Raw genomic sequence first — 21,853 nt, forward strand, 5'->3', positions numbered from 1 at the left:
CGACTGTCAGCGGAAGAGCATGTCGATGACGATGTTCACCGAGTTCAGCATCGACTGGCCCTTGGAGCGCGAGTAGTCGGTGTAGAGGATGTGCACCGGGTACTCCCGCACGCTCAGCCCGTGACGCCCGATCTCCTCGACGATCTCGGAGGCGTGCGCCATCCGGTTCTGCTCGATCGAGATCTTCTCGCAGGCGCCGCGGCCGATCACCCGCAGCCCGTTGTGGGCGTCGGTGAGCTTCACCCCGGAGGTGAGGTTCGAGTACCAGACGGCGCCGCGCAGCACGAGGCGCTTGGCCCAGCCCGGCCGGGTGCGGGCGTCCAGGAAGCGCGAGCCGAGCACGAGGTCCACGTCCTCTGCCTCGCGCAGGGCGATCATCGCGGCGGCGTCGTCCACCTGGTGCTGGCCGTCGGAGTCGAAGGTGACGATCTGCGCCATCGCCGGGTCGCGCAGCGCGAAGTCGATGCCGGTCTTCAGTGCCGCGCCCTGCCCCATGTTGTAGGGGTGGCGCACCACCGCGGCGCCGGCCTCCTCGGCGATGCGGGCGGAGTCATCGGCGCTGCCGTCGTCCACGCACACCACCAGCGGGTACCGCTCCCGCAGGGAGCGGATCACGTCCCCGACGACCTCGCCCTCGTTGAACAGGGGCACCACGAACCAGGTGCGGTCGGCCGCCGGGGCGGCACCGGCACCGAGCGGCGCGGGCTGGGTCATCGGGGCTCCTTGGAGGGGGACCGGAGGATCGCCGGCCCGGGCGGGCCGGCGGGCGGTCGGGCGACACGGCCGGGAGCGCCCCGGCCAGGGCTCCTGGGGACCGCCGACGCCCGTGGAGGATACCCTGTCACGGTGGCCGCCCGGTGCGGGTGCGCCACCCCGTCGCCGTCGGTGCGAGCGCCGTCTCGCAGGAGGAGAAGAACTGGTGAAGACCGCAGTCGTGGCCCTGGGCAAGATCGGACTGCCGCTTGCGGTGCAGTTCGCCGACGCGGGCCACGAGGTGGTCGGCGTGGACGTCAGCGAGCGCCAGGTGGAGCTGGTCAACCAGGGGGTCGAGCCGTTCCCCGGGGAGGCGCAGCTCGCCGAGAAGCTCGCGGAGCTGGTGCCCGCCGGTCGCCTGCGCGCCACCACCGACTACGCCGAAGCGATCCCCGGCGCGGACGCCGTGGTGATCGTGGTGCCGCTGTTCGTGGACGACGCCTCCTGGGAGCCGGACTTCGCGTGGATGGACGCCGCCACCCGCTCGCTCGCCGAGCACCTCACCCCCGGCACCCTGGTCTCCTACGAGACCACCCTGCCGGTGGGCACCCTGCGCGGCCGCTTCGTGCCGATGATCGAGGAGATCTCCGGTCTGACCGAGTCCGAGGACTTCTTCGCCGTGTTCTCCCCCGAGCGGGTGCTGACCGGCCGCGTGTTCGCGGACCTGCGCAAGTACCCCAAGCTGATCGGCGCGATCTCCGCGGCCGGGGCCGAGCGGGCCCGCGCCTTCTACGAGTCGGCCCTGCAGTTCGACGAGCGCCCTGACCTGCCCCGCCCCAACGGCGTCTGGGACCTCGGCTCCCCCGAGGCCTCCGAGCTGGCCAAGCTCGCCGAGACCACCTACCGGGACGTGAACATCGCGCTGGCCAACGAGTTCGCCCTGTTCGCCCAGGACCACGGCATCGACGTGTACAAGGTCATCGAGGCCAGCAACTCCCAGCCCTACTCCCACATCCACCAGCCCGGCATCGCGGTGGGCGGGCACTGCATCCCCGTCTACCCCCGGCTGTACCTCTCCACCGACCCGGCCGCCACCACGGTGCGCACGGCCCGGCAGCTGAACGCCTCCGTGCCCGCCCGCCTGGTGGAGCGCGCCGAGTCCCTTCTCGGGGACCTGTCCGGTGTGAAGTCCGTCGTGCTCGGCGCCTCCTACCGCACCGGGGTGAAGGAGACCGCCTTCTCCGGCGTCTTCCCGGTGGTCGAGGAGCTGCGCGCCCGCGGCGCCGAGGTGGCGGTGCACGACACCTACTACGACGACGCCGAGCTCGAAGGCTTCGGCTGGGCGCCCTATCACCCGGGCGAGGCCGCCGACCTGGTCATCGTGCAGACCAACCACCCCGAGTACGCGGAGCTCACCGCCGCGGAGGTCCCCGGGGTGCGGCTGCTCGTGGACGGCCGCAACATCACCCGCGCCGAGCACTGGACGGGCACCCCGCGCCTGGTCCTCGGCGACGGCTCCGCCTCCACCCACCGCGACGGCGAGGCCTGAGCGGATGGATCCGCTGCCCCTGCTCGAGGCCCTCGGCCCGGCCGCCGACACCGGCGGCCGCACCGTGATCATCCAGCTGCTGCTGGTGGCCGGGATCGTCGTGATCGTCGGCTGGCTGTTCCTCACCCGCGGGGCGAAGCAGCTGGCCGTGCGCCGGCTGATCATCATCGCCTTCGCGGTGTTCGCGGTGCTCACGGTGCTGTTCCCGCGGGTGCTCAGCGAGGTGGCGAACCTGGTGGGGGTGGGCCGCGGCGCCGACCTGCTGCTGTACGCCACCGTGGTGGTGCTGCTGGGCTTCCTGGCCCTGCAGGAGGCCCGCACCAAGGCCGCCGAGAAGCGCACCACCTATCTCGCGCGCCGCCTCGCCCTCGACGAGGCCGAGTCCCCCGCGGCGTACCGCGAGCGCGCGATGCGCGATCGATGAGCGACCTGGCCCAGCTGCTCGCGACCCTCGTCGTCGTCCTCGCCGCCGCCTACCTGCCCGGGTACGCGGCGGTGCGGCTGCTGCGCGGCGCTCCCCTGCTGGCCCTCGCCCTGGCCCCGGCCCTGGGCGCGGCCGTCGCGGGCGGCAGCGCCCTGCTCGCCCCGCTGCTCGGGATCGACTGGTCCCTGCTGCCCTTCGCGGCGGGCTCCGCGCTGCTGCTGAGTGCCGCGGCCGGGATGCGCGCCCTGGGCCTCGTCCTGCCGGCGACGGTGCTGGACGGGCGGATGGCGCCGCGCGGCGCCGTGCCCGGCGGGCCCTGGTGGATCGCCGGGGCCGTGGCCGTGGCGGTGGTGCCGATCGCCTGGCAGGCCCGCTCCCCCGGGACCGTGCTGGAGCGCTGGGACACCCTGTACCACCTCTCCGCCCTGCAGCGGGTGCGGGAGTCCGGCACCTCCTCCAGCCTGGACCTGGGCTCGGTCTCCAACAGCGCCGGTGCCGCCTCCCCCTATCCGGCGGGCTTCCACGCCCTGGCCACCCTGGTGCCGGGGGTGGAGGTGCCTATCCTGCTGAACGGCGCCGTGCTGGCGCTGGCGACGGTGCCGTGGATCCTGGGCATCGCGCTGCTGGCCCGGGCCGTGCTGCCGCAGGTGGGCTGGGCCCCGACGGCCGCCGCGATCACCGCGGCGCTGATCCCGGCCTCCCCGCTGGACGAGTGGATCCACCTCTCCGCGGTGCCCAACGTGGCGGGCTTCGCGATGCTCACCGGCGTGCTCGCCGCGGCCGTCGCGCTCTGGGGTGCGCTGCTGCCCGGCGCGACCGCCGTCGCCCCGCCCGCGCCGGAGCGGAGCCCGGTCACGGTCCGCACCGTCTCGGCAGTCCTGCTGCTGCTCGCCGCGGCCGGCCTGGGCCTGACCGTGGTGCACCCGAACACGGCCGTCACCGCGATCCTGCTGCTGGCCTCGCTGACCGCGGTCACCGCCTGGGAGCAGCGTCGGGCCCGCCCCTGGCTGGCCCTGGTGCCGCTGGCCTTCGTGCTGCCCTACCTGGCGGCCACCTTCACCCCGCTCGGCGGCAGCGTCCGCGCCTTCACCGGGGGCCTGCAGGTTTCCGGGGGTCGCGCCCTGCTGGAGGCGGGCCTGGGCCTGCTGACCGTGTGGCCGATGGCCCTCGGCGTGGTGCTGGCGTTGCTGTGGTGGCCCGGACTGGTGGAGTCCGCCCGCCGGCCCGCGCTGCGCTGGCTGACGGTGGCCTGGGCGGTGCTGACCCTGCTGTACCTCGATGCGGCCGTCGACTCCGCCGCGAACCTCTCCACCCTGTTCTACCGGGGCCAGGACCGGCTCTCCCTGCCGCTGGCGATGATCTGCGCCGTGCTGGTGGTGCCGGGCCTGCAGCTGCTGGGCCGCTGGCTGCGCCGCCCCCGCCCCGGGGAGACCGCCCCGCGGCCGCTCGGCCGGGGCCTTGTGGCGCTGCTGGTGGGCTTCGCGATCCTCGCGGCGGGCACCTCGGTGCCGACCCGGCTGGAGAACGCCGCCAAGAACCTCGCCCTGGACTACCCGGGGCGCGGGCGCTTCCTGCAGGCCGACGAGCTGGCGGCCTTCGCCGAGGTGCAGGACCGCCTCGACCCGGACGGCGTCATCCTGGCCAGTCCCTTCTCGGGCGCCTCCCACCTGTACGCGATGCAGGGCCAGCAGGTGCGCTTCCCGGTCGCGGGCATGGCCTACACCGAGGCGGACCGGGAGCTGCTGTACGCCGTCGATGACGCCGACACTGACCCGGCCTCCTGCGCGCTGCTGCAGGACGCCGGCATCCGCTACGTCTACCAGGAATGGTGGCCGTACCAGTACCACAAGACCTCGGACTCGGTGAACCTGGGCTCCACCGCGATCGGCACCGTGCTGTTCGAGACCGAGCACTCGCGGCTCCTCGAGCTGGACTGCGATGCCGGATGAGGACCGGACGGCCCTGAGGGGCGGAGCGCGGCCGGGCTATCTGCCGCTGCTGGACGTGATCCGCGTGGTCGCGGTGGCCGGCGTGGTCGGCGTGCACGTGCTCGCCGGGGCCGAGGAGGCCGGCGCGGAGGGGACCGGACTGCTCACGGTCGACATGGCGCTGGTCGCGGCCGTGCCCGCGTTCTTCATGATCTCGGGGGCGCTGGGGCTGGACCCGCGGGCGCAGCGTAACGGCGCCGGGGCGTTCCTGCGCCGCCGGGCCGCGCGGATCCTGCCGGCCCTGGTGGTCTGGTCGGCGCTGTGCATCCTGGTCATCCGGGTCGGTCTGCTGCGCACCCCGACCGATCTGCGCGACGTGGTCTCGATGGTGGTCACCGGCACCACCGCCCCGCACCTGTACTTCTTGTTCGCGCTGGCCGGGCTGGTGCTGCTCTCCCCGGTGATCCAGCCGTTCCTGGCCCCGTACGAGGGGCGACGCGCCTGGATCCTGGGGCTCGGGGCCTGCGCCTGGACGGTCGCGGTGATGGCCGTGGGCCGGCTCGCGGAGGCGGGAGTGCTGTCCACGGTGCCGATCGAGCTGGGCACCGGCACCTTCTTCCTGGTCTACCTGGGCTACTACGTGCTGGGGCGGGCGGTGCTGGTCGCCCCGGTGCCGCGGCGCCTCGCCGTGGCGCTGCTGGCGGTGAGCCCGGCCTGGGTGGCGCTGCTGGTGGTGCTGTACCGCTGGGCGGCCACCGGCACCGGCGGCGCGACGGCGGCCGTGCTCTCCCCCGCCTACGTGACCGCCCCGGTGATGGCGTACTCCGTGGGCCTGGTGGCCGCGGTGGTGTCGCTCGGCCGCGACTGGCGGGTGGGCGAGGTCGCCGCCCGGCGCCTGCGTCGCGCCGGGGAGGCCACCTTCGGGGTGTACCTGGTGCACTACCCGGTGCTGGTGCTGCTGCGGGAGCTGGTGCCCGGCCTGGACGCGCCCACGGCAGGCGCTCTGCTGGGCCTGTGGGCGCTGACCGCGGCGATCTCGGCGGTCTTCGCGCTGCTCGCGATGCGGGTCCCGGGCCTGCGACGCGTGGTCTGAGCGGACCGTTCGGGCGGCCCGTTCGGGCGGCCCGGTCAGCGGTTGATCGTCTCCAGCACGGCACGGGCGGCATGGGCGGCGCAGCCGGCCAGGGAGGCGTTCTCCTGCGTCCAGGCGCGCAGGTGCTCACGCGGCGGGGCGCCCTCCCCGCGCAGGGCCTCGTCCATCGCGGCGGCGACCTGCTCGGCGTCGTAGGCGCAGGCCCAGCCGAGCTCGTGATCGCGGATGCGGTCGTGGGCGGCGCCCTCGCCGGCGTGGATCACGGGGGTGCCGGTGGCGGTGGCGGCGTAGATCTTGGTGGGCAGGGCGAGCTCGTAGCCCTGCCCGGGGGTGATAGAGGAGAGCCCGGCGGCGGCTCCGCGGAGCTGCGCGGCGACCAGGGCCGGGGGGATCTTGTCGCGGAACTCGACGCCTTCGATGCCCTCGCGGGCCACGCGCTCGGCGAGCGCGTCGCGCCCGCTGCCCTCGGAGAAGAACAGCAGCCGCGCGGTGGGGTGCCTCTCGCGGACGCGGGCGAAGGCGTCCAGGAACACCCCGGCGCCCTGCCATTCGGAGACGGTGCCCGCGTAGACGAGGTAGGGGGATTCTCCGCGGGGGTCCTCGCCGGCGTCGGGCCCCTGGTCGGTGAAGGTGGCGGTGTCGATGCCGTTGCCGACCATCACCAGGCTGTCACGCGCGCCGATCAGTTCTTCGAGGCGGTGCTGGACGCCCGGGGAGATGGTCAGCACGCGGGCGGCGCGCTTCCACACGGTGGTCTCCATCGCCCGCACGGCGCGGCGCACCACGGTGGGGACGCCGTCGACGCTGTCGGTCGCGTCGGACCAGACGTCGGCGGCGTAGAAGGTGTAGGGAACGCGGCGGATCGCGGCGGCGACCATGGCGACCAGCCCGGTGGTGGGCGGCGGCTCCACGACCAGGGCGTCCATCGGCCGCTGCAGCAGCAGGCGCAGGGCGAGGGGCACGTCGAAGCTGAGGTAGGAGACGTAGCCGCGCACCTGGCCCTGCTTGTCGCGCTTCACGGGGAAGCGGGACACCTTCCGTCCGGCGGAGCGGACCCGTCCGGTGCCGGGCGCGGTGGTGGTGAGCACCGTGACCTCGGCCCCGGCCTTCTCGAGGGCCAGCACCAGGGCCTCCTCGCGGAAGGCGGCGGCGACCGGTTCGGGGGCGAAGACCCGGGTGGCGAGGACGACGTGCGGGGGCCGGCCGGGGCGGCGGCGGGCGCTGCGGGAGCGGCTCATGCGCGCTCCACCAGGGCCTCGACGCTGCGGCGGGCGGCCTCGCCGTCGCCGTAGACGGGCGGCCGTGCGGCGGTGGGGTGGGGCCGGGCGACGCTCGCGGCGATCCGCGCGGGCTCGGGCACCAGCTGGTTCCAGTCGTGCTCGAGGGTCTCCACCCATTCGGTCTCGGTGCGGACCGTGGTGGTGGGGGTGCCCAGCAGGTAGGCCTCCTTCTGCAGGCCGCCGGAGTCGGTGACGACGGCGCGGGCGGTCTGCACGGCGTGGACCAGGTCCGGGTAGGCCAGGGGCTCGCCGAGGTGGAGGGAGCCGCCGGCCAGCGCGATGCCGGCCTCGCGGGCCTTCGCGACCAGCCGCGGGTGGGCGAACAGGGCCAGCGGCAGCGGCAGCTCCTGCAGGGCGGTGATGATCGCGCGCAGCCGGGCGGGGTCGTCGGTGTTGTCGGCGCGGTGCAGAGTGGCGACGGCGAAGTCGGCGGTGGGGTCGATGCCCTCGGGCAGGGCGGGGGCGGCGCCGAGCTCGGCGGCGGCCACCCGCAGGCAGACGTCGGTCATCACGTCACCGGTGACGAGGGTCCGCTCCGCGAGCCCCTCGGCGGCCAGGTGCTCCCGGGCGACCTCGGTGGGGGCGAGCAGCAGGTCGGCGGCGTGGTCGGTGAGCACCCGGTTGTGCTCCTCGGGCATGCGCCGGTTGAAAGAGCGCAGCCCGGCCTCGAGATGGGCGACCCGGCGGTGCATCTTCACGGCGGAGAGGGTTCCGGCGAGGGTGGAGTTGGTGTCCCCGTAGACCAGGGTCCAGTCGGGCCGCTGCTCCTCGAGCACCTCGTCCATCCCGGCGAGCATGGCGCCGGTCTGGCGGCCGTGGCTGCCGGAGCCGACGGCGAGGTTCACGTCGGGGGCAGGGATCCGCAGGTCCGCGAAGAACACGTCGCTCATGGTTGCGTCGTAGTGCTGCCCGGTGTGGACGATCACGTGCTCGACGTCGTCGCGCTGCGCAGCCGCGTCGGCGATCGCGGCGAGCTTGACGAACTGGGGGCGGGCGCCCACCACGGAGAGAATCTTCATCGGCTGGGGCTCCTCGCTGCCGGCCTGCTCACCACGGGGCCGCAGGGCGCCGGGGAGGGCTCGGGAACGCATCGGGGACGCGGGTACAGTGGACGCGCCCCACTGTAGCTGTCGGCCGAGGTCGCACAGCGCCCGGCGACACGGCCGATCCCCCGGCGACGCCGGTGCGGAGGCCGGGAACGGACGATGCATGACGGCTCAGCACACCCCGGCGGAGCAGCCCGCCCCCGCCCCTCCCGGGGAGCCCCGGGTGGCGGTCCTGGTCTACAACGACTGCGCGAACGACTCGCGGGTGCTCAAGGAGTCCGCGACCCTCGACGAGGCCGGGTACCTGACCCGGATCGTCGCCGTGGAGCGGCGGGAGAAGGGCTACCTGGCGGCCCGCCATCAGCTCTCCGCGCGGCTGGACCTGGAGCGGGTGCCGGAGTTCGCGATCGAGCGGATCGTGCCGGCGCTGGCGCCGCTGTGGCGCAACCTGATCGGTCGCGGCGAGGCGGACCTGCCCGGGGACACGGTCCCGCCCCCGCCGGCGCCCCGCCGTCCCGCCTCCCGGCTGGAGACGACGGTGCTTCGACGCGTGCGCGGGCTCGGGGAGCGGGCCTACCGCACGATCGCGCTCGGCACCTACTGGGTCAACGCCACCCGTGCCGCGATGCGCTTCTCCCCCGACGTGGTGCACGCCAACGACGGCAACACGCTGGTGCCGGCGCTGGCGGTGAAGGCGCTGTCGCCGCAGGACGTCGGCATCGTCTACGACTCGCACGAGCTGTGGCGCCACCGCAACATTCGTCCCGACCGCTGGCTGGCCCCGGCCCTGGAGCGGGTCACCGAGGCGCTGGGGGTGGCCCGCGCCGACGGCCTCATCACCGTCTCCCCCTCGATCGCCGAGTGGCTGCGCGACACCTACCACCTGGCGGAGACGCCGGTGCTGGTGCGCAACGTGCCCGCGGCCGGTCCGCTGCCGGACCCCTCCACGGGCGTGCTGCGCGACCGGGCGGGTCTCGGCCCGGAGGCGAAGGTCATCGCCTACGGCGGACGCATCACCACCTCCCGCGGCATCGAGGAGACCATCGCGGCGCTCGCGCACCTGGGCGAGGACGTGCACTTCGTGCTGCTGGGGTACGGGGAGGCGGAGGCGCTGCGCAACGTGCGCGCCGAGGCGGAGCGCTTCGGCGTGGCCGAGCGGGTGCACCTGGTGGGGGCCGTCGCCCCCGACGAGGTCTCCGCGGCCCTGGCCGACGGCGACGTGGCCGTGGTGCACGTGCGCCCGGTGTGCCTGTCCTACCGTTTCGCGCTGCCCAACAAGCTGTTCGAGTCGATCCGGGCGGGCCTGCCCATCGCCGCCGCCGACCTCCCGGACATGCGGGCCGTGGTGGAGGAGCTGGGCGTGGGCGAGGTGTTCCGCGGCACCAGCGCCGAGGACCTCGCGGCGGCGCTCACCTCGATCCTGGAGGACCCCGAGCGCTACCGGGCACGCGCCCGCGAGGCCGCCCCGCACCTGACCTGGGAGCACGAGGCGGCGCACCTGCTGGCCCTGTACCGGCGGGTGCTCGGCGCCGACGCGCCGGACGGCGAACCGGATGCCGTGCCCGCGGGCGGGGAGGACCGCTGATGCGGATCACCGTGGTCACCACCTGGTTCCCGACCACGGTGGCGCCCTCCCGCGGCTCCTTCGTGGTGCGGGACGTGCAGGCCATCGCCCGCCACGCGGAGGTGCGCCTGGTCCACCTGGTGCCGCCCGCCGACGACGACGGCACCCGGCGCCTGGTCCACGACGGCATCGAGGTGCTGCGGATCCCGATGGACCCGAAGCGCCCCGACCAGGTGCTCGCCGCGGCGCGGGCGCTGCGCCGGGCCTGCACCGGGGCGGACCTGGTGCATTCCATGGCCTTCTCCTCCCTGCTGCCGCTGGCGCTGCGCCGCCCGACGGTGCCGTGGCTGCACACCGAGCACTGGTCGGCACTGACCACACCCGCCACCCTGTCCCGCCCCGCGCAGATCGCGCTGCCGGCGATGTCACGGCTGCTGGCCCTGCCCGATCACGTGACGGCGGTCTGCGAGTTCCTGGCCGCCCCGATCCGGGCGGTGCGCGGGCAGCGGCCGACGACGGTGGTGCCCTGCATCGTGGAGCCCGCTCCCCCGGCCCCGCGCCGGGACCGCGGCGACGGCGCGCTGCGGCTGGTCTCCACGGGCGGGCTGATCGAGCGAAAGGACCCGCTGGTCGCGGTGGACACGCTGGCGCTGCTGGTCGAGCAGGGCGTGGACGCCCACCTGGAGTGGCTCGGCGAGGGGCCTCTGCGCGAGGCCACCGAGGCGCGCGCCGCCGAGCGGGGCGTCGCCGAGCGTCTGCACCTACCCGGCAACGTGTCGGGCGCCGAGGTGCGGGCGGCGCTGGCCCGGGCGGACCTGTTCTTCGGGCCCACCCGCGCCGACAACTTCTTCGTCTCCGCCGCGGAGGCCATCGTGGCCGGTCGGCCCGTGGTGCTCGGCGCCACCGGCGGGCAGGGCGAGTACGTGCGTCCGCAGGTGGGAGAGCTGATCGCCGCGCAGGACGCCGCAGAGTACGCCGCAGAGTACGCCACGGCTATCCGTGCGGTGGACGCGCGCACCCGGGAGCTGCCGGCCGCGGACATCGCCGCCACCATCGGCGATCGCTTCTCCACCCCCTCGGTCGCCGCCGGGTACCGCGCCGTGCAGGAGGAGCTGCTGGACGGCGCCCCGCGCGGAGCCGGATCGGATGACGGCTCGGGCGAACCGGAGGTGGAGGTCATCATCGCCTGCCACACCCCCGAGCGGCCCGTCGCCCGCGCCGTCGTCTCCGTGCTGGAGGGCAACGCGGAGCACGCCTCGGTCACCGTGGTCTGCCACAACGTGGACGCCGCGGCCATCGCCGCCGTGATCCCCGCCGGACACCGCGAGCAGGTGCAGTTCCGCGAGCACCGCGACGCGTTCCGCTCCGCCTCGGGGCCCTTCATGGCGGGCATCGCGGCCTCGACGGCGCCGTGGGTGTCGATCATGGGCTCGGACGACACCCTCGCCCCGGGCGCCGTCGCCTCCTGGCTGGCGGAGCAGCGCCGCACGGGCGCCGAGTTCGTCATCCCCCGCCTGGCGCTCGGCACCGCGGCTACTGGCGTGCCGACCCCGCCGGTGCGGATGCTCCGCGGCGGCCTGCGGGACCTGGTGCGCGACCGCCTGTCCTACCGCTCGGCGCCGCTGGGCCTGATGAGCCGGGCGATGCTGGCCCGGACCGGCCTGGCCCTGGTGCCGGGGGCGACCGTCGGCGGCGACGTGGAGATGGTGACCGCGATGATGGCGACCGTCCCCACCGCCTACGACCGCTCCGGCCCGCCGTACGTGATCGGCGTGGACGCCGGGGACCGCGTCACCTACGTGGTGCGGCCGATGCGCGAGCAGCTCGGCTTCGTGCCGCCGATGCTCGACGCCGACTGGTTCCGCGGCCTGGCCCCGGTGGCGCGCCGCGCGATCGCCACCAAGGTCCTGCGCATCCACGTCTTCGGCGCCGTGTTCTACCGCGCCGACACCGCCCTCTGGACCGAGGGCGAGCGTGCGGAGCTGGCCGCGCAGACCCGGGTCCTCGTCGAGGCCGCGCCCGGCTGCCTGCGCCCGCTCTCCCGCGCCGACCGAGACCTGGTGGACGCCTGCCTGGACCCGGCGGTCCCGGCCGCGACGCTGATCGGTGCCGCCCAGGCCCGGCGCCGCCACGGCCGCCCCGCCACGGTGCTGACGCGCGACCTCGCCTGGCTGCTGCACCGCGAGGCCCCGCCCCGCTTCATGGCGGCCTCGCTGGCCACGAAGCTGCTGCCGCGGCTGCGGCGCGGCTGATGGTCGTCGTGCCGGCGTGCGTCCTGATCGGACCGGCCGGGTCCGGCACGTCGACCGTCGGGGAGCTGCTCGCCACGCGCCTCGGCGTTCCTTTCGTGGACCTCGACGGTCGGCCGGGTGGAGGCCGAACGGGCCTGGGAGCCGGCAAGGCTGCACGCGGTGCGCCGCGTGCTCGCCGACCATCCGGGAGCTGTCATCGCCCTCGGGGCCGGGCACACCACGATCCACGATGCCCGGCTCCGCGCCGATCTCGCCGTGGCGCTGGGTGCCTGTCCGCACGTCGTGGGGCTTCAGCCCGACCCGGATCGGGACCGCGCCCTGGCGATCCTGCGTACCCGCTGCGAAGCCTCCAAGGGCACGGGCTGGATCAGCGAGGGGCACGACCTGCTCGCGGACTGGCTGGACGACGAGGCGGCCCGGAGACTCGCCACCGCCGTGGTGACCGGCCGCGGCCGCGGGGCGGCGGACGTCGCGAAAGCCGTAGCGAGGATCCTCGATCGGGCCTGATCCTGGCCCGGTCCGGCGCCCACGACGCCGGTGGGCGCGCACGGGACGTTTCAGCCGGCGATCCGTCCGATCGCCTCGTCCCACGCCCGCACCTGCACCTCGGCGGAGAGGTCGTGGGCGGCCGCGTCGGCGTTGCGCTTCCAGTAGTCCACGGTGGTGGTCTCCAGGGTGTCCAGCACGGCGCGCAGCGAGGCGGCGTCGGAGCCCTCCAGGACGGCGCCCAGGCGGTGCCGGGTGACCAGCTCGGCCATGTCCGGGGAGGGGCCGACGATGACGCCGGTGCGGGCCTGCACGGCCTCGAACAGCTTGTTGGGCAGGCTGTGCTCGAGGTTGAAGGTGGTGGCCGGGAAGACCACCACGGAGGCGTCGTAGCCGGCCACCGTGTCGACCAGCTCGGCGTAGGGCACCGGCTCGCGCAGGGTCACAGTGGGCACGTGCTCGGCCTCCGCGCGCAGCGCCTCGATGTAGCCGGGCTCGCTGGGAACCAGCATCAGGTCCAGGGTGATGCCCTCGGGGGCCTCGGCCATCGCCTCGATCATCGACTCCAGGCGGCGGTTGGCGCGGGCCACGCCCGTGTGCAGCAGACGGATCGGGGAACCGGTGGGTCGCACCGGCCGCTCCTCGTAAGCGGCGGCGTTGGTGACCACGGCGGCCTGGACACCGAACTCCCGCTCATAGGCCTCGGCCAGGCCCGGGGACACGGTGGTCACCGAGGCCATCAGCGGCAGGCAGGTGCGGCAGATCCAGCGCTGGTAGGGCGCGATGAACCAGCGCCAGGAGCGCACGTGCTCCTTCTCCCGCGGGGCGTACTCGTGCAGGTCCGCGTGGATGCCGCGGCGGGGCCGCAGCCACAGGGCCAGCGGCAGGGTGTTCACGTCGTTGGCGAGCACCACGTCCATCGTGCCCACCCGGTCCGCGAGCCGCTCGTTGGCGACGCCCACGGCGCTCATCGCCCAGTAGGCGCGGCGGTAGCGGCCGGTCAGCAGGTATTCCTTGTGGCTCGGCCAGGCCTGGGTGTCCCCCGGCAGCTCCACGTGCTCCACGCCCGGGTGGGGCGCGGGGCCGAAGCCGACGGTGGTCACGTCGTAGCAGTCCGCGAACAGCGCGATCTGGCGCTGCACCCGCGGGTCCCGCCGCAGTTCGGAGAAGGAGACGATCAGCAGGGAGGTCATCGGGTCCGCTCCTGGTCCCGGGCGTCCGCGGGCTCGGCGCCGATCGGGCGACCGGCCAGGCCCGCGAGCGCGGCCTGCTCGGCGAAGGCCGGCACCGCGGCGACGACCTCGTCGAAGCTGCCGGCGGCGGCGACGGTGCCCTCGGACATGTAGAAGACGATGTCGGAGTGCTGGATGGTGGCCAGGCGGTGAGCGATGGTGATGGTGGTGACCTCCTCGCCGAGCCCGCGGATGGCCTCGGTGACGGCCGCCTCGGTCTTGGTGTCCAGGGCGCTGGTGGCCTCGTCCATCACCAGCACGGACGGCTCGGCGTAGAGACCGCGGGCGATGCCCATGCGCTGGCGCTGCCCGCCGGAGAGGGTCATGCCGCGCTCCCCCAGGCGACCCTCCATGCCCTCGGGGCGGGAGCGGATCACCTCCAGCAGCTGCGCCCTGTCCAGGGCGCGCTCCACCCGCTCGGGGTCGACCTCCTCGGGGTTCCAGGTCAGCGCCACGTTCTCCCCCACCGACACGTCGAACAGGGAGACCTCCTGCGGGACGTAGCCGACGGAGCCGCGCCACTGCCGCAGCACGGTCGTGATGTCGGTGCCGTCCACCAGGATCCGCCCGCTCGACGGCGTGAGCAGGCCCAGCAGCAGGTCCACCAGGGTCGACTTGCCGGCGCCGGAGCTGCCGACGAAGGCGACCGACGCCCCGGCGGGGATCCTCAGGGTCACGTCCCTCACGGCGGGCTCGTCACGGTTCGGGTAGGTGAAGGAGACGTCCTCCAGCACGATCTCGTGCAGGCCCGGGGCGAGCACCGCCGAGTCGGGAGCCTCCTTGCGCTCGACGGCGCCGCGGGCGAACTCGATGTCGTCGATGATGTAGTCCGCGAAGGCCGCGTTGGTGAGGATGCGGTTCTGGGTGGCCTGGAAACGGGTCAGCGAGGGCACCAGGCGGAAGCCGGCCACGGCGAACAGGGCCACGGAGGTCATCGCCGCGGCGGGGCCGTTGTCGGGCAGGCCGCCGAGGTAGCCGACACCGCCGACCACCACGAAGCCGCCCACCAGTCCGGCGTCCAGCACGAAGCGGGGCAGCTGGTTGTAGTACTGGGCGAAGGCGCGGGTGCGGGCCGCGGCCGAGCGGCGCTGGGAGACGACGCTCTCCACCTGATCCTCGTTGCCCTTCAGGGTGAGCTCCTTGAGGGCCGCCAGCACCTCACCCAGCAGCCGCACCACGGCGATCGAGTTGTCGCGGTTCACGGCGCCGTTGGTGACGGCCAGGGGGCTGACCACGCGGGAGAGCACCAGGGCGATCAGCCCGAGATAGGCGAAGGTCGCGATCGCGGTCTTCCAGTCCATGATCAGCAGGCCCACGCCGATCACGGAGATGGTGGCGAACTCGGCGACCACGGTCATCGAGGGCATCAGCACGTTCGCCACCACGGCCGCGACCCCGGAGTCGACCATTCGGATGATCTCCTGCGTGGACTTCGAGGTGCGGTCCACCCAGGAGGCGGACATGTAGGAGCGGAACAGCATCTGCCCCACCGTGACCTCGTGCTCCGCGAAGCGCTGGGTGGCGATGCGGATGGTCAGCAGGTTCAGCACGCTCTTGACGATGATCAGCACCACGAACACCGCGACCAGCCAGAGCATCTCCTCGAAGCTGCTCAGCTCCCAGCCGATGATCGGGATGGTGACGGTGCTGCCGGGGTCCGTGAGCCCGGGGATGACGATGGCGATGGCGCCGAGGGCGACCACGTCCAGCAGCGCCAGCAAGCTCATCACCACCCCGAAGGTGATCAGGAAGCGCCGGGAGCTGCGCGGCAGCACCGACAGGGTGCGCGCGACGATCCGGATGGTCTGCTTCACCGGTTCTCTCCTTGCCTGGGGGCGGGGGTCAGCACGGGAGCTCGAGCTCGTACAGAGCGTACGGCCCCTCCTGCGCGACGGGGGTCAGCAGGTGGGCGGGCACACCCCGCACACCGACCCAGGGGCTGGACGCCTCCGGGCTCAGCCGCCAGCCCGCGTACTGCGAGGTGTCGCGGTACAGGTAGGTGGGCTCCACGCGGTGCAGGGCGCCGCACACCAGGCGCCGGTCGTCCGGCACGGTCATGTAGCGGCCGATCAGCCGGGTGTCCCGCGTCAGGGGGCTGGCCATGGTCGGGTAGACGGTCTCCACGCCGCCCAGGGACCAGTATAGGGTGGTGCCGTCGCGGGGATCGCCGAGAACGACCGCGTCCGCGGGCAGCTCGGCGGCGGTCTCCTCGATGAAGTCCCGCTCCAGCTCGGTGACGTACGGGGAGAGTTGCAGGCCATAGGCGGTGTAGGCGAGGGAGCCGAGCAGCGGGTAGCGGCCCGGCAGCGCCAGGCCGGCCACCACGGAGGCCGCGACCAGCGCCCCGGCGATCAGCGGCGAGGCGAGGCGGAGGCGGGTGCGTGCCGGGACGGGCGCGGCGGGATCCGGGGCGGCGGTGCCGGACACCTCGGGCGCAGGGGCCGCCGCGCGGTCGGGGGCGCGCGCCGCCCAGGCCACCAGCGCCGCCAGTCCGCGGGCCATCAGCACCAGCAGCAGGAACGCCATCAGCGGGGCGATGCGTTCGCGGGCGCCGTACCAGGGGTTCACCAGCGGCGCGAAGATCGCCCAGGGGTTGTCGGTGATCTCCCCCAGGATCACGGCGGCCAGGGTGCCGGCGGCGGCGGTGATGCCCACGGCCTCCCGGTGCCGCACCGCGACCACGGCGCCGAACAGGCCCAACAGCCACGGCACCACGAACAGCACCCCGGGGTTCACCACGGCCGGGATGCGGGGGGTGTCGGCGAGGATCAGACCCAGCAGATCCAGCCGGCCGACACCGGCGGGCGGGGTGATCGACATGCCGCCCAGCACGGTCGCCGCCCCGACCATGTAGGCGCCGAGGCCGCCGACGGCCAGGCCGATCAGCACCAGCCCGCGGCGGCGGTGCCCGGCGCCGAGGTCGAGGGCGCCGTGCACCACGACGGCCAGACCCGCCGCCACCGCCACGGAGAAGAACACGGAGGGGTGGGCGAGCGCCGCCCCCAGGGTCGCCCCGGCGGCGAGCGCGAGGGCCCGCAGGCGGGCGAGGCCGTGGCGACGCATCACCAGCAGCACGGCGGCGAGCGCCGGCGGGAGGCACACGGTGCCCAGCACGATCGGCCACAGCCCCATCACCAGGCCCATCGCGGCGGTGCTGAGGAACAGGGTGCTGGTCGCGGCGGCGGCGAGCGCCAGCCAGGGCAGCCGGCGCGGCTCGGTCACCACGGTGGACACCAGGGCGGCGACCGCGGCGGGCAGGGCCGCCAGGCAGGCCAGCATCATGGCGTTCGCGGAGGTGATGGTGTCGAAGGGCAGCAGCGCCGCCAGGGAGTCGAAGGCCACCGGGTAGAAGGTCGGTTCCCCGTAGATGCCACGCAGGGCGGTGGTGAGGAAGGCGTCGCCGTCGCGGCGGATGAAGGCGATCGCCGAGAGGTGGAAGAAGGAGTCGTAGCTGCCGTTGAGGGTGCCGATGCCGCCCATGTGGCGGCTCGCCCGTCCCACCACCAGCAGGCCGAGCAGGATCGCGGACCCGGACAGCAGCGCCGAGCGGTGCAGGGCCCGCGGGGCGCCCTCCCCATCGACCCCGGCGAGGCGCGCCACCGGCCCGCCGGCCTCGCCCGCCGGGTCGGTCTCGCCCGCCGGGTCGGCCTCGCCCGCGGCGCGACGTCGGGCCAGGACCGCGCGCACCGCGGCCGTCAGCATGACCGTCACCAGCAGGCCGGCGACCACCGGGACCGGGGCCCAGGGCAGGCCCAGCAGGTGCAGCAGCGCGGCGAGGGCCACCATCGTCGGCACCGTCACCACGGGCGCCCACCCCCAGCGCACGGGCAGGCGCACCCCGGAGGCGAGCAGCAGGGCGAAGCCGGGCAGGGAGAGCAGCAGCCAGGCGAGCAGCACGGGACCCAGCCAGCTCACGGGCGACCCCTCCCCTCACCGGCCCCGCCGCGGCGGGGGCTCACGCGCCCCCGGGGCCGAGGCCGAGGGCCTCGGCGTATCCGGCGACGACGCGGCGCGGGTCCCGCTCGCGCAGGGCGAAGGCGCGGGCCGCGGCGGAGGCCGCGGCCATCACCGCCGGATCGCGCAGCCCCAGGATGCGCTCCACGGCGGCCTCCTGGTCGGGCACCACCCAGTCGGCGCCGTAGATGGTGGCGGCACCGCCGTCGGCGACGGTCTCGGGCCAGTCACGCACCACGGCGGCGCAGCCGGCGGCCAGGCCCTCCATCACGGCCTCGTGGGTGCCCTCGTGGCGGGAGCTGGAGAGCACCACGCCGGCCTCGGCGAGCAGGGCGGGCACGTCCTCGCGGCGTCCCAGCAGCTCCACGGCGCCGGGGGCGAAGCCCTCCAGACGGGCCCGGACGCGCCGCTGGTAGGGGGTGTCGGCTCCGGGGTCGGCGGGCAGGCCCGGGCCGATCAGCCGCAGCCGGTACGCGGGGTCGACGGCGCGCAGGGCCTCGAGCACGTCGAGGGCGAACAGCACGTCCTTGATCTCGCGGATCCAGCCGACCTGCACCAGCAGGTGCGGGTCGTGGCCGCCGGCCGGCTCCTCGCCGAGGCCGCGGGAGAGCAGGTTGCCGACGCGGTGCGCGGGCACCTCGGCCCAGCCGGGGACGGCGCGGGCCAGCAGCCCCCGCACCGGGGGGGAGACGTACAGCAGGTTCTCGATCCGGCGGGGGTCGGTGAGCAGCGGGAAGGGCGTGAACGCCTCGAAGCGGTGCAGCCGCACGGCCAGGGAGCGCGGCGCGTGGTCCAGCAGGGTGATCCAGGTCAGCACGTGGTGCGCCCACTCCACCAGCACCGTGTCCGCCCAGTCGAAGCCCACCACCAGCTCCGGCGGGGTGGGCATGAGGGTGCCGGCGGTGAGGGCGTCGTAGCGGCCGCGCAGGATCGCGTCGCGGTCGGCGAAGCCGGGGGCGGCCAGCTCGTCGACGTCGATGGTGCGGATCTCGACCTGCTCCTGCTCCTCCAGGGCGGCGAGCAGGGGGCGCACGAAGGTCCAGTTCTCCTGGGCGATCACCAGCAGCCTCGCGGGCCGGTCGCCGCGCTCGCGGGGCGCGGGGCGCTCCGGGGCCGGCAGCGAGGGGGCGTCGGCGGGCAGCAGGATCCGGCCCAGCCGGGAGGAGCGCAGGGGCCGCAGGAAGGCCTCGGGGTCGGCGGCCAGCGGGGAGGCGCCCGCCTGGTGGAGGGACGCGTGGTAGGCGATGCGCAGGGCCTTGTCGAACCAGCGCAGGGCCGCGTCGATCCGGCCGCGCAGCAGGTCGGCGTCGGCCCGGCCCAGCAGGGCGTCGACCTCGGCGTGCCAGCGCAGATCGGCGGGGTCCTCGGCGACGCGCTGCTGCGCCCAGAAGTAGACGCCCATGCCGCCGACGGCGCCGGGCAGCACCCGGGCCGCCCGCGAGCCGGTGACCAGGGCGCGCTGGGCCAGCCGCGCCAGGTCAGGCATCGCTCGCGGCGGGGGCCGGGGCGGAGCGGTCCGTGGAGTCCTCGATGGCCACCACGACGTCCTCACGAGCGCTCTGCAGCACCGCCTCGACGGTGCGGACGGTGTGCAGGCCCTCGCGCATGGTGACGATGTTGGAGCCGTCCCCGCGCACGGCGTCGCGGAAGGCCTCGTGCTCGCTGCGCAGCGGCTCGGTGCGCTGCAGCGCGTAGGTGATGGAGTCGCCCTCGCTGACGCCGCGGAAGGAGGCCATCGACTCCCACAGGTTGGTGGCGGCCTCGGCGTTGGCGTGGAAGGTGAGGTCGGCGTTGATGGTGTCGGCCACCAGGGCGCCGTTCTCGCCGGTCACCACGGTGATCCGCTCCTTGTAGGGGGACAGCCAGTTCACCAGGTGGCTGGTGATGGTACCGTCGGCCAGGCGCCCGGCGATGGAGACCATGTCCTCGTCCTCGCGGCCGCTGCGGCGGGTGGAGGTGGCGCCTACGGAGGCGTAGGGCGACTGCGCGACCCAGGCGGTGAGGTCGAGGTCATGGGTGGCGAGGTCCTTGACCACGCCGACGTCGGCGATGCGGGCGGGGAAGCCGCCCTGGCGGCGGGTGGAGATCTGGTAGATCTCCCCGAGCTGGCCGTCGGCGATGCGGCGGCGCATGGCCTGCAGCGCCGGGTTGTAGCGCTCGATGTAGCCGACGGCGCCGACCAGCCCCGCGCCCTCGAAGGCGGCGGTGATCTCCTCGGCCTCGCCGATGTCGAAGGCCAGGGGCTTCTCCACCAGGGTGTGCACCCCGGCCTCGGCCAGGCGCAGCGCCACGTCGCGGTGGAACTGGGTGGGCACGGCCACCACGGCGTAGTCGATGCCGGCGGCGATCAGCGCGTCGACGTCGGGCAGGATCTCGTAGCCAGGGGCGGCGCCGTGGGGGTCGCCGTAGGCATCGGCGACGGCCACCAGCTCGACGCCCTCGGTCGCCATCAGGTTGCGGGCGTGGTGGCGGCCCATCATGCCCAGGCCGATCAGGCCGGCGCGCAGGTCGGTGGTGCTCATGCTCAGGCTCCCGCCGCCGCGACGGCCTCGACGGCGGCGACGATGCGGTCGCGGTCCGCATCGCTCACGCTCGGGTGCACCGGCAGGGAGAGGACCTCCCGGGCCAGCATGTCGGTGACCGGCAGCTCCGTCTCCCCCGCGCTCGCGGCGAAGGTGGGCAGGCGGTGCACCGGGGTCGGGTAGTAGACCCCGCAGCCGACCCGGTGCTCTTCGCGCAGGGCGGTGGCGACGCGGTCGCGCTCGGCCGCGCTCGCCCCCTCGATCCGCACCGTGTACTGGTGGTAGACGTGTTCGGCGCCCTCGCGCACCACGGGGGTGACGACCCCCGACAGGTGCGCGTCGAAGAAGCCGGCGAGCTCCTGGCGGCGGGCCGTCCAGGCGGGCAGCTTCGTGAGCTGCACCCGGCCGATGGCGGCGTGGATGTCGGTCATGCGGTTGTTGAAGCCGGCGACCTCGTTGGCGTACTGCGTCTCCATGCCCTGGTTGCGCAGCAGCTTGACCTGACGGGTCAGGGCCGGGTCGGCGCAGGCCACCATGCCGCCCTCCCCCGAGGTCATGTTCTTGGTGGGGTACAGGGAGAACATGGCGCCCTGGCCGAAGGAGCCGACGCGGCGGCCCTGCCAGCGGGCGCCATGGGCCTGAGCGGCGTCCTCGAAGACCCACAGCCCGTGCCGCTCGGCGACGGCCAGCAGGGCGTCCATCGGGGCGGGGTGGCCATAGAGATGGACCGGCTGGATGCCGACGGTGCGTTCGGTGACCGCGGCCTCGACGGCGGCCGGGTCCAGGGTGAAGGTCTCCGGGTCCACGTCCACGAAGACGGGGGTGGCGCCGCAGACGGCCACCGAGTTCGCGGTGGCGGCGAAGGTGAAGGAGGGCACGATCACCTCGTCGCCGGGGCCGAGGCCCAGGGCGAGCATGCCGAGGTGCTGGCCGGAGGTGCCCGAGTTCACGGCCACGCAGTCGCGGCCCTCCACCAGCGCGGCGGCGAACTCCTGCTCGAAGGCGGCGACCTCGGGTCCCTGGGCGACCATGCCGCTGAGCAGCACCCGGTCCACGGCGGCCCGCTCCTCGTCCCCGATCAGGGGCTTGGCGGCGGGGATCATCGGCAGGTCCTGTACGGGGGCGGTGCTCATGCGCGGGGCTCCTCCTCGGAGGCGGGGGTCTCAGGGTCCTCGGGCGGGGTGGCCCGGGGGGCGTCCGTCACGGGGGTGGAGGCGAGCTGCAGGCCGCCGGTGGTCTCGTCGGGGATGTACCACTCGCCGGTGCGGGGGCAGACCCAGGCGTCGGTGCCGTCGGAGGCGGGCTGCAGCGGCTCCCCGGCCCGGCCCACCCAGGCGAGGCGACGAGCGGGCACCCCAGCCACCAGGGAGTAGGGCGGCACGTCCTTCACGACGGTGGCGCCGGCGGCGACCATCGCCCAGGCACCGATGCGGACGGGCGCGACGCAGACGGCGCGGGCACCGATGGAGGCGCCGCGCTCGCAGGTGACGCCGACGGGATCCCAGTCGCTCGCGGACTTGGGGCTGAGGTCGGGGTTCACGGCGCGCGGGAAGTGGTCGTTGGTGAACACGGCGGCGGGGCCCACGAAGACGCCCTCGGCCAGATCGGCGGGCTCGTAGACCAGGGCGTGGTTCTGCACCTTGCAGCCGTCGCCCATCCGCACGCCGCTGCCGATGTAGGCGCCACGGCCGACGACGCAGTCACGGCCCAGCGCGGCGCCCTCACGGATCTGGGCGAGGTGCCAGACGGAGCTGCCCTCCCCGATCTGCGCGTCCTCGGCGATGTCGGCTCCGGGGGCGACCCGGTAGGCGGGGGTGTCGGTCATGGACC

The 21,853-nt window shown here is 74.6% G+C and carries 17 protein-coding genes; 7 read left to right on the plus strand and 10 right to left on the minus strand.

Features of this window, described 5'->3' with window-relative positions; genetic code table 11:
• Positions 1 to 6: 6 nt before the first annotated feature.
• Positions 7 to 714 carry a glycosyltransferase family 2 protein gene (locus OM98_RS13210; protein ID WP_010535109.1) on the minus strand — a complete coding sequence of 236 codons (708 nt, stop codon included), beginning with the start codon at positions 712 to 714 and terminating at the stop codon, positions 7 to 9.
• Between the two features lie 205 nt (positions 715 to 919).
• On the opposite strand from OM98_RS13210, the gene OM98_RS13215 reads away from it, so the two are divergent.
• From OM98_RS13215 to OM98_RS13230, 4 genes are read left to right on the plus strand one after another with little or no spacing between them, the layout of a single operon-like run.
• A complete protein-coding gene (locus OM98_RS13215; protein WP_010535110.1) occupies positions 920 to 2,242 on the plus strand; it encodes a nucleotide sugar dehydrogenase in 1,323 nt (440 codons plus the stop codon).
• Positions 2,243 to 2,246: 4 nt separating this feature from the next.
• Positions 2,247 to 2,666, plus strand: coding sequence for a DUF2304 domain-containing protein (locus tag OM98_RS13220; RefSeq protein ID WP_010535111.1), 420 nt, complete (start codon positions 2,247 to 2,249; stop codon positions 2,664 to 2,666).
• Positions 2,663 to 4,615 (plus strand): DUF6541 family protein, encoded by a 1,953-nt coding sequence (locus OM98_RS13225; protein ID WP_010535112.1) that lies wholly within the window; start codon positions 2,663 to 2,665, stop codon positions 4,613 to 4,615. Before OM98_RS13220 ends, OM98_RS13225 begins: the two co-directional genes overlap by 4 nt.
• Complete coding sequence (locus OM98_RS13230) at positions 4,605 to 5,687, plus strand: acyltransferase (protein ID WP_010535113.1); 1,083 nt, start codon at positions 4,605 to 4,607, stop codon at positions 5,685 to 5,687. Before OM98_RS13225 ends, OM98_RS13230 begins: the two co-directional genes overlap by 11 nt.
• Positions 5,688 to 5,722: 35 nt before the next feature.
• On the opposite strand, the gene OM98_RS13235 is transcribed toward OM98_RS13230, so the two are convergent.
• Positions 5,723 to 6,925, minus strand: a complete 1,203-nt coding sequence (locus OM98_RS13235) for a glycosyltransferase (RefSeq protein ID WP_010535114.1) — start codon at positions 6,923 to 6,925, stop codon at positions 5,723 to 5,725.
• On the minus strand, positions 6,922 to 7,986 hold the full coding sequence (gene wecB, locus OM98_RS13240) for a non-hydrolyzing UDP-N-acetylglucosamine 2-epimerase (RefSeq protein ID WP_010535115.1): 1,065 nt from the start codon (positions 7,984 to 7,986) through the stop codon (positions 6,922 to 6,924). Before wecB ends, OM98_RS13235 begins: the two co-directional genes overlap by 4 nt.
• A 190-nt stretch (positions 7,987 to 8,176) precedes the next feature.
• Between wecB and OM98_RS13245 the strand changes: the two genes are divergently transcribed.
• The 3 genes from OM98_RS13245 to OM98_RS13255 all read left to right on the plus strand — a co-directional run bounded on the left by OM98_RS13245 (position 8,177) and on the right by OM98_RS13255 (position 12,336).
• Positions 8,177 to 9,598, plus strand: a complete 1,422-nt coding sequence (locus OM98_RS13245; RefSeq protein ID WP_083837778.1) for a glycosyltransferase — start codon at positions 8,177 to 8,179, stop codon at positions 9,596 to 9,598.
• A complete protein-coding gene (locus tag OM98_RS16010) occupies positions 9,598 to 11,829 on the plus strand; it encodes a glycosyltransferase family 4 protein (RefSeq protein WP_010535117.1) in 2,232 nt (743 codons plus the stop codon). Before OM98_RS13245 ends, OM98_RS16010 begins: the two co-directional genes overlap by 1 nt.
• Positions 11,830 to 11,946: 117 nt before the next feature.
• Positions 11,947 to 12,336 carry a hypothetical protein gene (locus tag OM98_RS13255; protein WP_010535118.1) on the plus strand — a complete coding sequence of 130 codons (390 nt, stop codon included), beginning with the start codon at positions 11,947 to 11,949 and terminating at the stop codon, positions 12,334 to 12,336.
• 50 nt (positions 12,337 to 12,386) lie between these two features.
• Here the strand turns inward: OM98_RS13255 and OM98_RS13260 are convergent, their stop codons facing one another.
• Genes OM98_RS13260 through OM98_RS13290 form a run of 7 tightly spaced genes read right to left on the minus strand, consistent with a single transcriptional unit; the run spans position 12,387 to position 21,848 of the window.
• Positions 12,387 to 13,508: a glycosyltransferase family protein gene (locus OM98_RS13260; RefSeq protein ID WP_010535119.1), complete on the minus strand. Its 1,122-nt coding sequence runs from the start codon at positions 13,506 to 13,508 to the stop codon at positions 12,387 to 12,389.
• Positions 13,505 to 15,361 carry an ABC transporter ATP-binding protein gene (locus OM98_RS13265; RefSeq protein ID WP_010535120.1) on the minus strand — a complete coding sequence of 619 codons (1,857 nt, stop codon included), beginning with the start codon at positions 15,359 to 15,361 and terminating at the stop codon, positions 13,505 to 13,507. The genes OM98_RS13260 and OM98_RS13265 overlap by 4 nt, the downstream gene beginning before the upstream one ends.
• Positions 15,362 to 15,389: 28 nt before the next feature.
• On the minus strand, positions 15,390 to 17,462 hold the full coding sequence (locus tag OM98_RS13270; RefSeq protein ID WP_010535121.1) for a DUF6541 family protein: 2,073 nt from the start codon (positions 17,460 to 17,462) through the stop codon (positions 15,390 to 15,392).
• Positions 17,463 to 17,502: 40 nt separating this feature from the next.
• On the minus strand, positions 17,503 to 18,987 hold the full coding sequence (locus OM98_RS13275; protein ID WP_010535122.1) for a glycosyltransferase: 1,485 nt from the start codon (positions 18,985 to 18,987) through the stop codon (positions 17,503 to 17,505).
• Positions 18,980 to 20,023: a Gfo/Idh/MocA family protein gene (locus OM98_RS13280; protein ID WP_010535123.1), complete on the minus strand. Its 1,044-nt coding sequence runs from the start codon at positions 20,021 to 20,023 to the stop codon at positions 18,980 to 18,982. Before OM98_RS13280 ends, OM98_RS13275 begins: the two co-directional genes overlap by 8 nt.
• Positions 20,024 to 20,025: 2 nt before the next feature.
• Positions 20,026 to 21,156, minus strand: coding sequence for a DegT/DnrJ/EryC1/StrS family aminotransferase (locus tag OM98_RS13285; RefSeq protein WP_010535124.1), 1,131 nt, complete (start codon positions 21,154 to 21,156; stop codon positions 20,026 to 20,028).
• The gene (locus OM98_RS13290) at positions 21,153 to 21,848 is read right to left on the minus strand and encodes an acyltransferase (protein WP_010535125.1); all 696 of its coding nucleotides are present in this window, start codon (positions 21,846 to 21,848) and stop codon (positions 21,153 to 21,155) included. The genes OM98_RS13285 and OM98_RS13290 overlap by 4 nt, the downstream gene beginning before the upstream one ends.
• Between the last annotated feature and the right edge of the window lie 5 nt (positions 21,849 to 21,853).

Origin of the sequence: Brachybacterium squillarum M-6-3 (assembly GCF_000225825.1) — a bacterium.
GTDB classification, from domain to species: Bacteria; Actinomycetota; Actinomycetes; order Actinomycetales; family Dermabacteraceae; genus Brachybacterium; species Brachybacterium squillarum.

Excerpts from the sequence above, each read along its gene's own strand:
- OM98_RS13280 (WP_010535123.1), bottom strand. The coding sequence starts at position 20,023 with ATGAGCACCACCGACCTGCGCGCCGGCCTGATCGGCCTGGGCATGATG.
- OM98_RS13245 (WP_083837778.1), top strand. The coding sequence starts at position 8,177 with ATGACGGCTCAGCACACCCCGGCGGAGCAGCCCGCCCCCGCCCCTCCC.
- OM98_RS13220 (WP_010535111.1), top strand. The coding sequence starts at position 2,247 with ATGGATCCGCTGCCCCTGCTCGAGGCCCTCGGCCCGGCCGCCGACACC.
- OM98_RS13235 (WP_010535114.1), bottom strand. The coding sequence starts at position 6,925 with ATGAGCCGCTCCCGCAGCGCCCGCCGCCGCCCCGGCCGGCCCCCGCAC.
- OM98_RS16010 (WP_010535117.1), top strand. The coding sequence starts at position 9,598 with ATGCGGATCACCGTGGTCACCACCTGGTTCCCGACCACGGTGGCGCCC.
- OM98_RS13285 (WP_010535124.1), bottom strand. The coding sequence starts at position 21,156 with ATGAGCACCGCCCCCGTACAGGACCTGCCGATGATCCCCGCCGCCAAG.
- wecB (WP_010535115.1), bottom strand. The coding sequence starts at position 7,986 with ATGAAGATTCTCTCCGTGGTGGGCGCCCGCCCCCAGTTCGTCAAGCTC.
- OM98_RS13290 (WP_010535125.1), bottom strand. The coding sequence starts at position 21,848 with ATGACCGACACCCCCGCCTACCGGGTCGCCCCCGGAGCCGACATCGCC.
- OM98_RS13275 (WP_010535122.1), bottom strand. The coding sequence starts at position 18,987 with ATGCCTGACCTGGCGCGGCTGGCCCAGCGCGCCCTGGTCACCGGCTCG.
- OM98_RS13225 (WP_010535112.1), top strand. The coding sequence starts at position 2,663 with ATGAGCGACCTGGCCCAGCTGCTCGCGACCCTCGTCGTCGTCCTCGCC.
- OM98_RS13230 (WP_010535113.1), top strand. The coding sequence starts at position 4,605 with ATGCCGGATGAGGACCGGACGGCCCTGAGGGGCGGAGCGCGGCCGGGC.
- OM98_RS13210 (WP_010535109.1), bottom strand. The coding sequence starts at position 714 with ATGACCCAGCCCGCGCCGCTCGGTGCCGGTGCCGCCCCGGCGGCCGAC.
- OM98_RS13260 (WP_010535119.1), bottom strand. The coding sequence starts at position 13,508 with ATGACCTCCCTGCTGATCGTCTCCTTCTCCGAACTGCGGCGGGACCCG.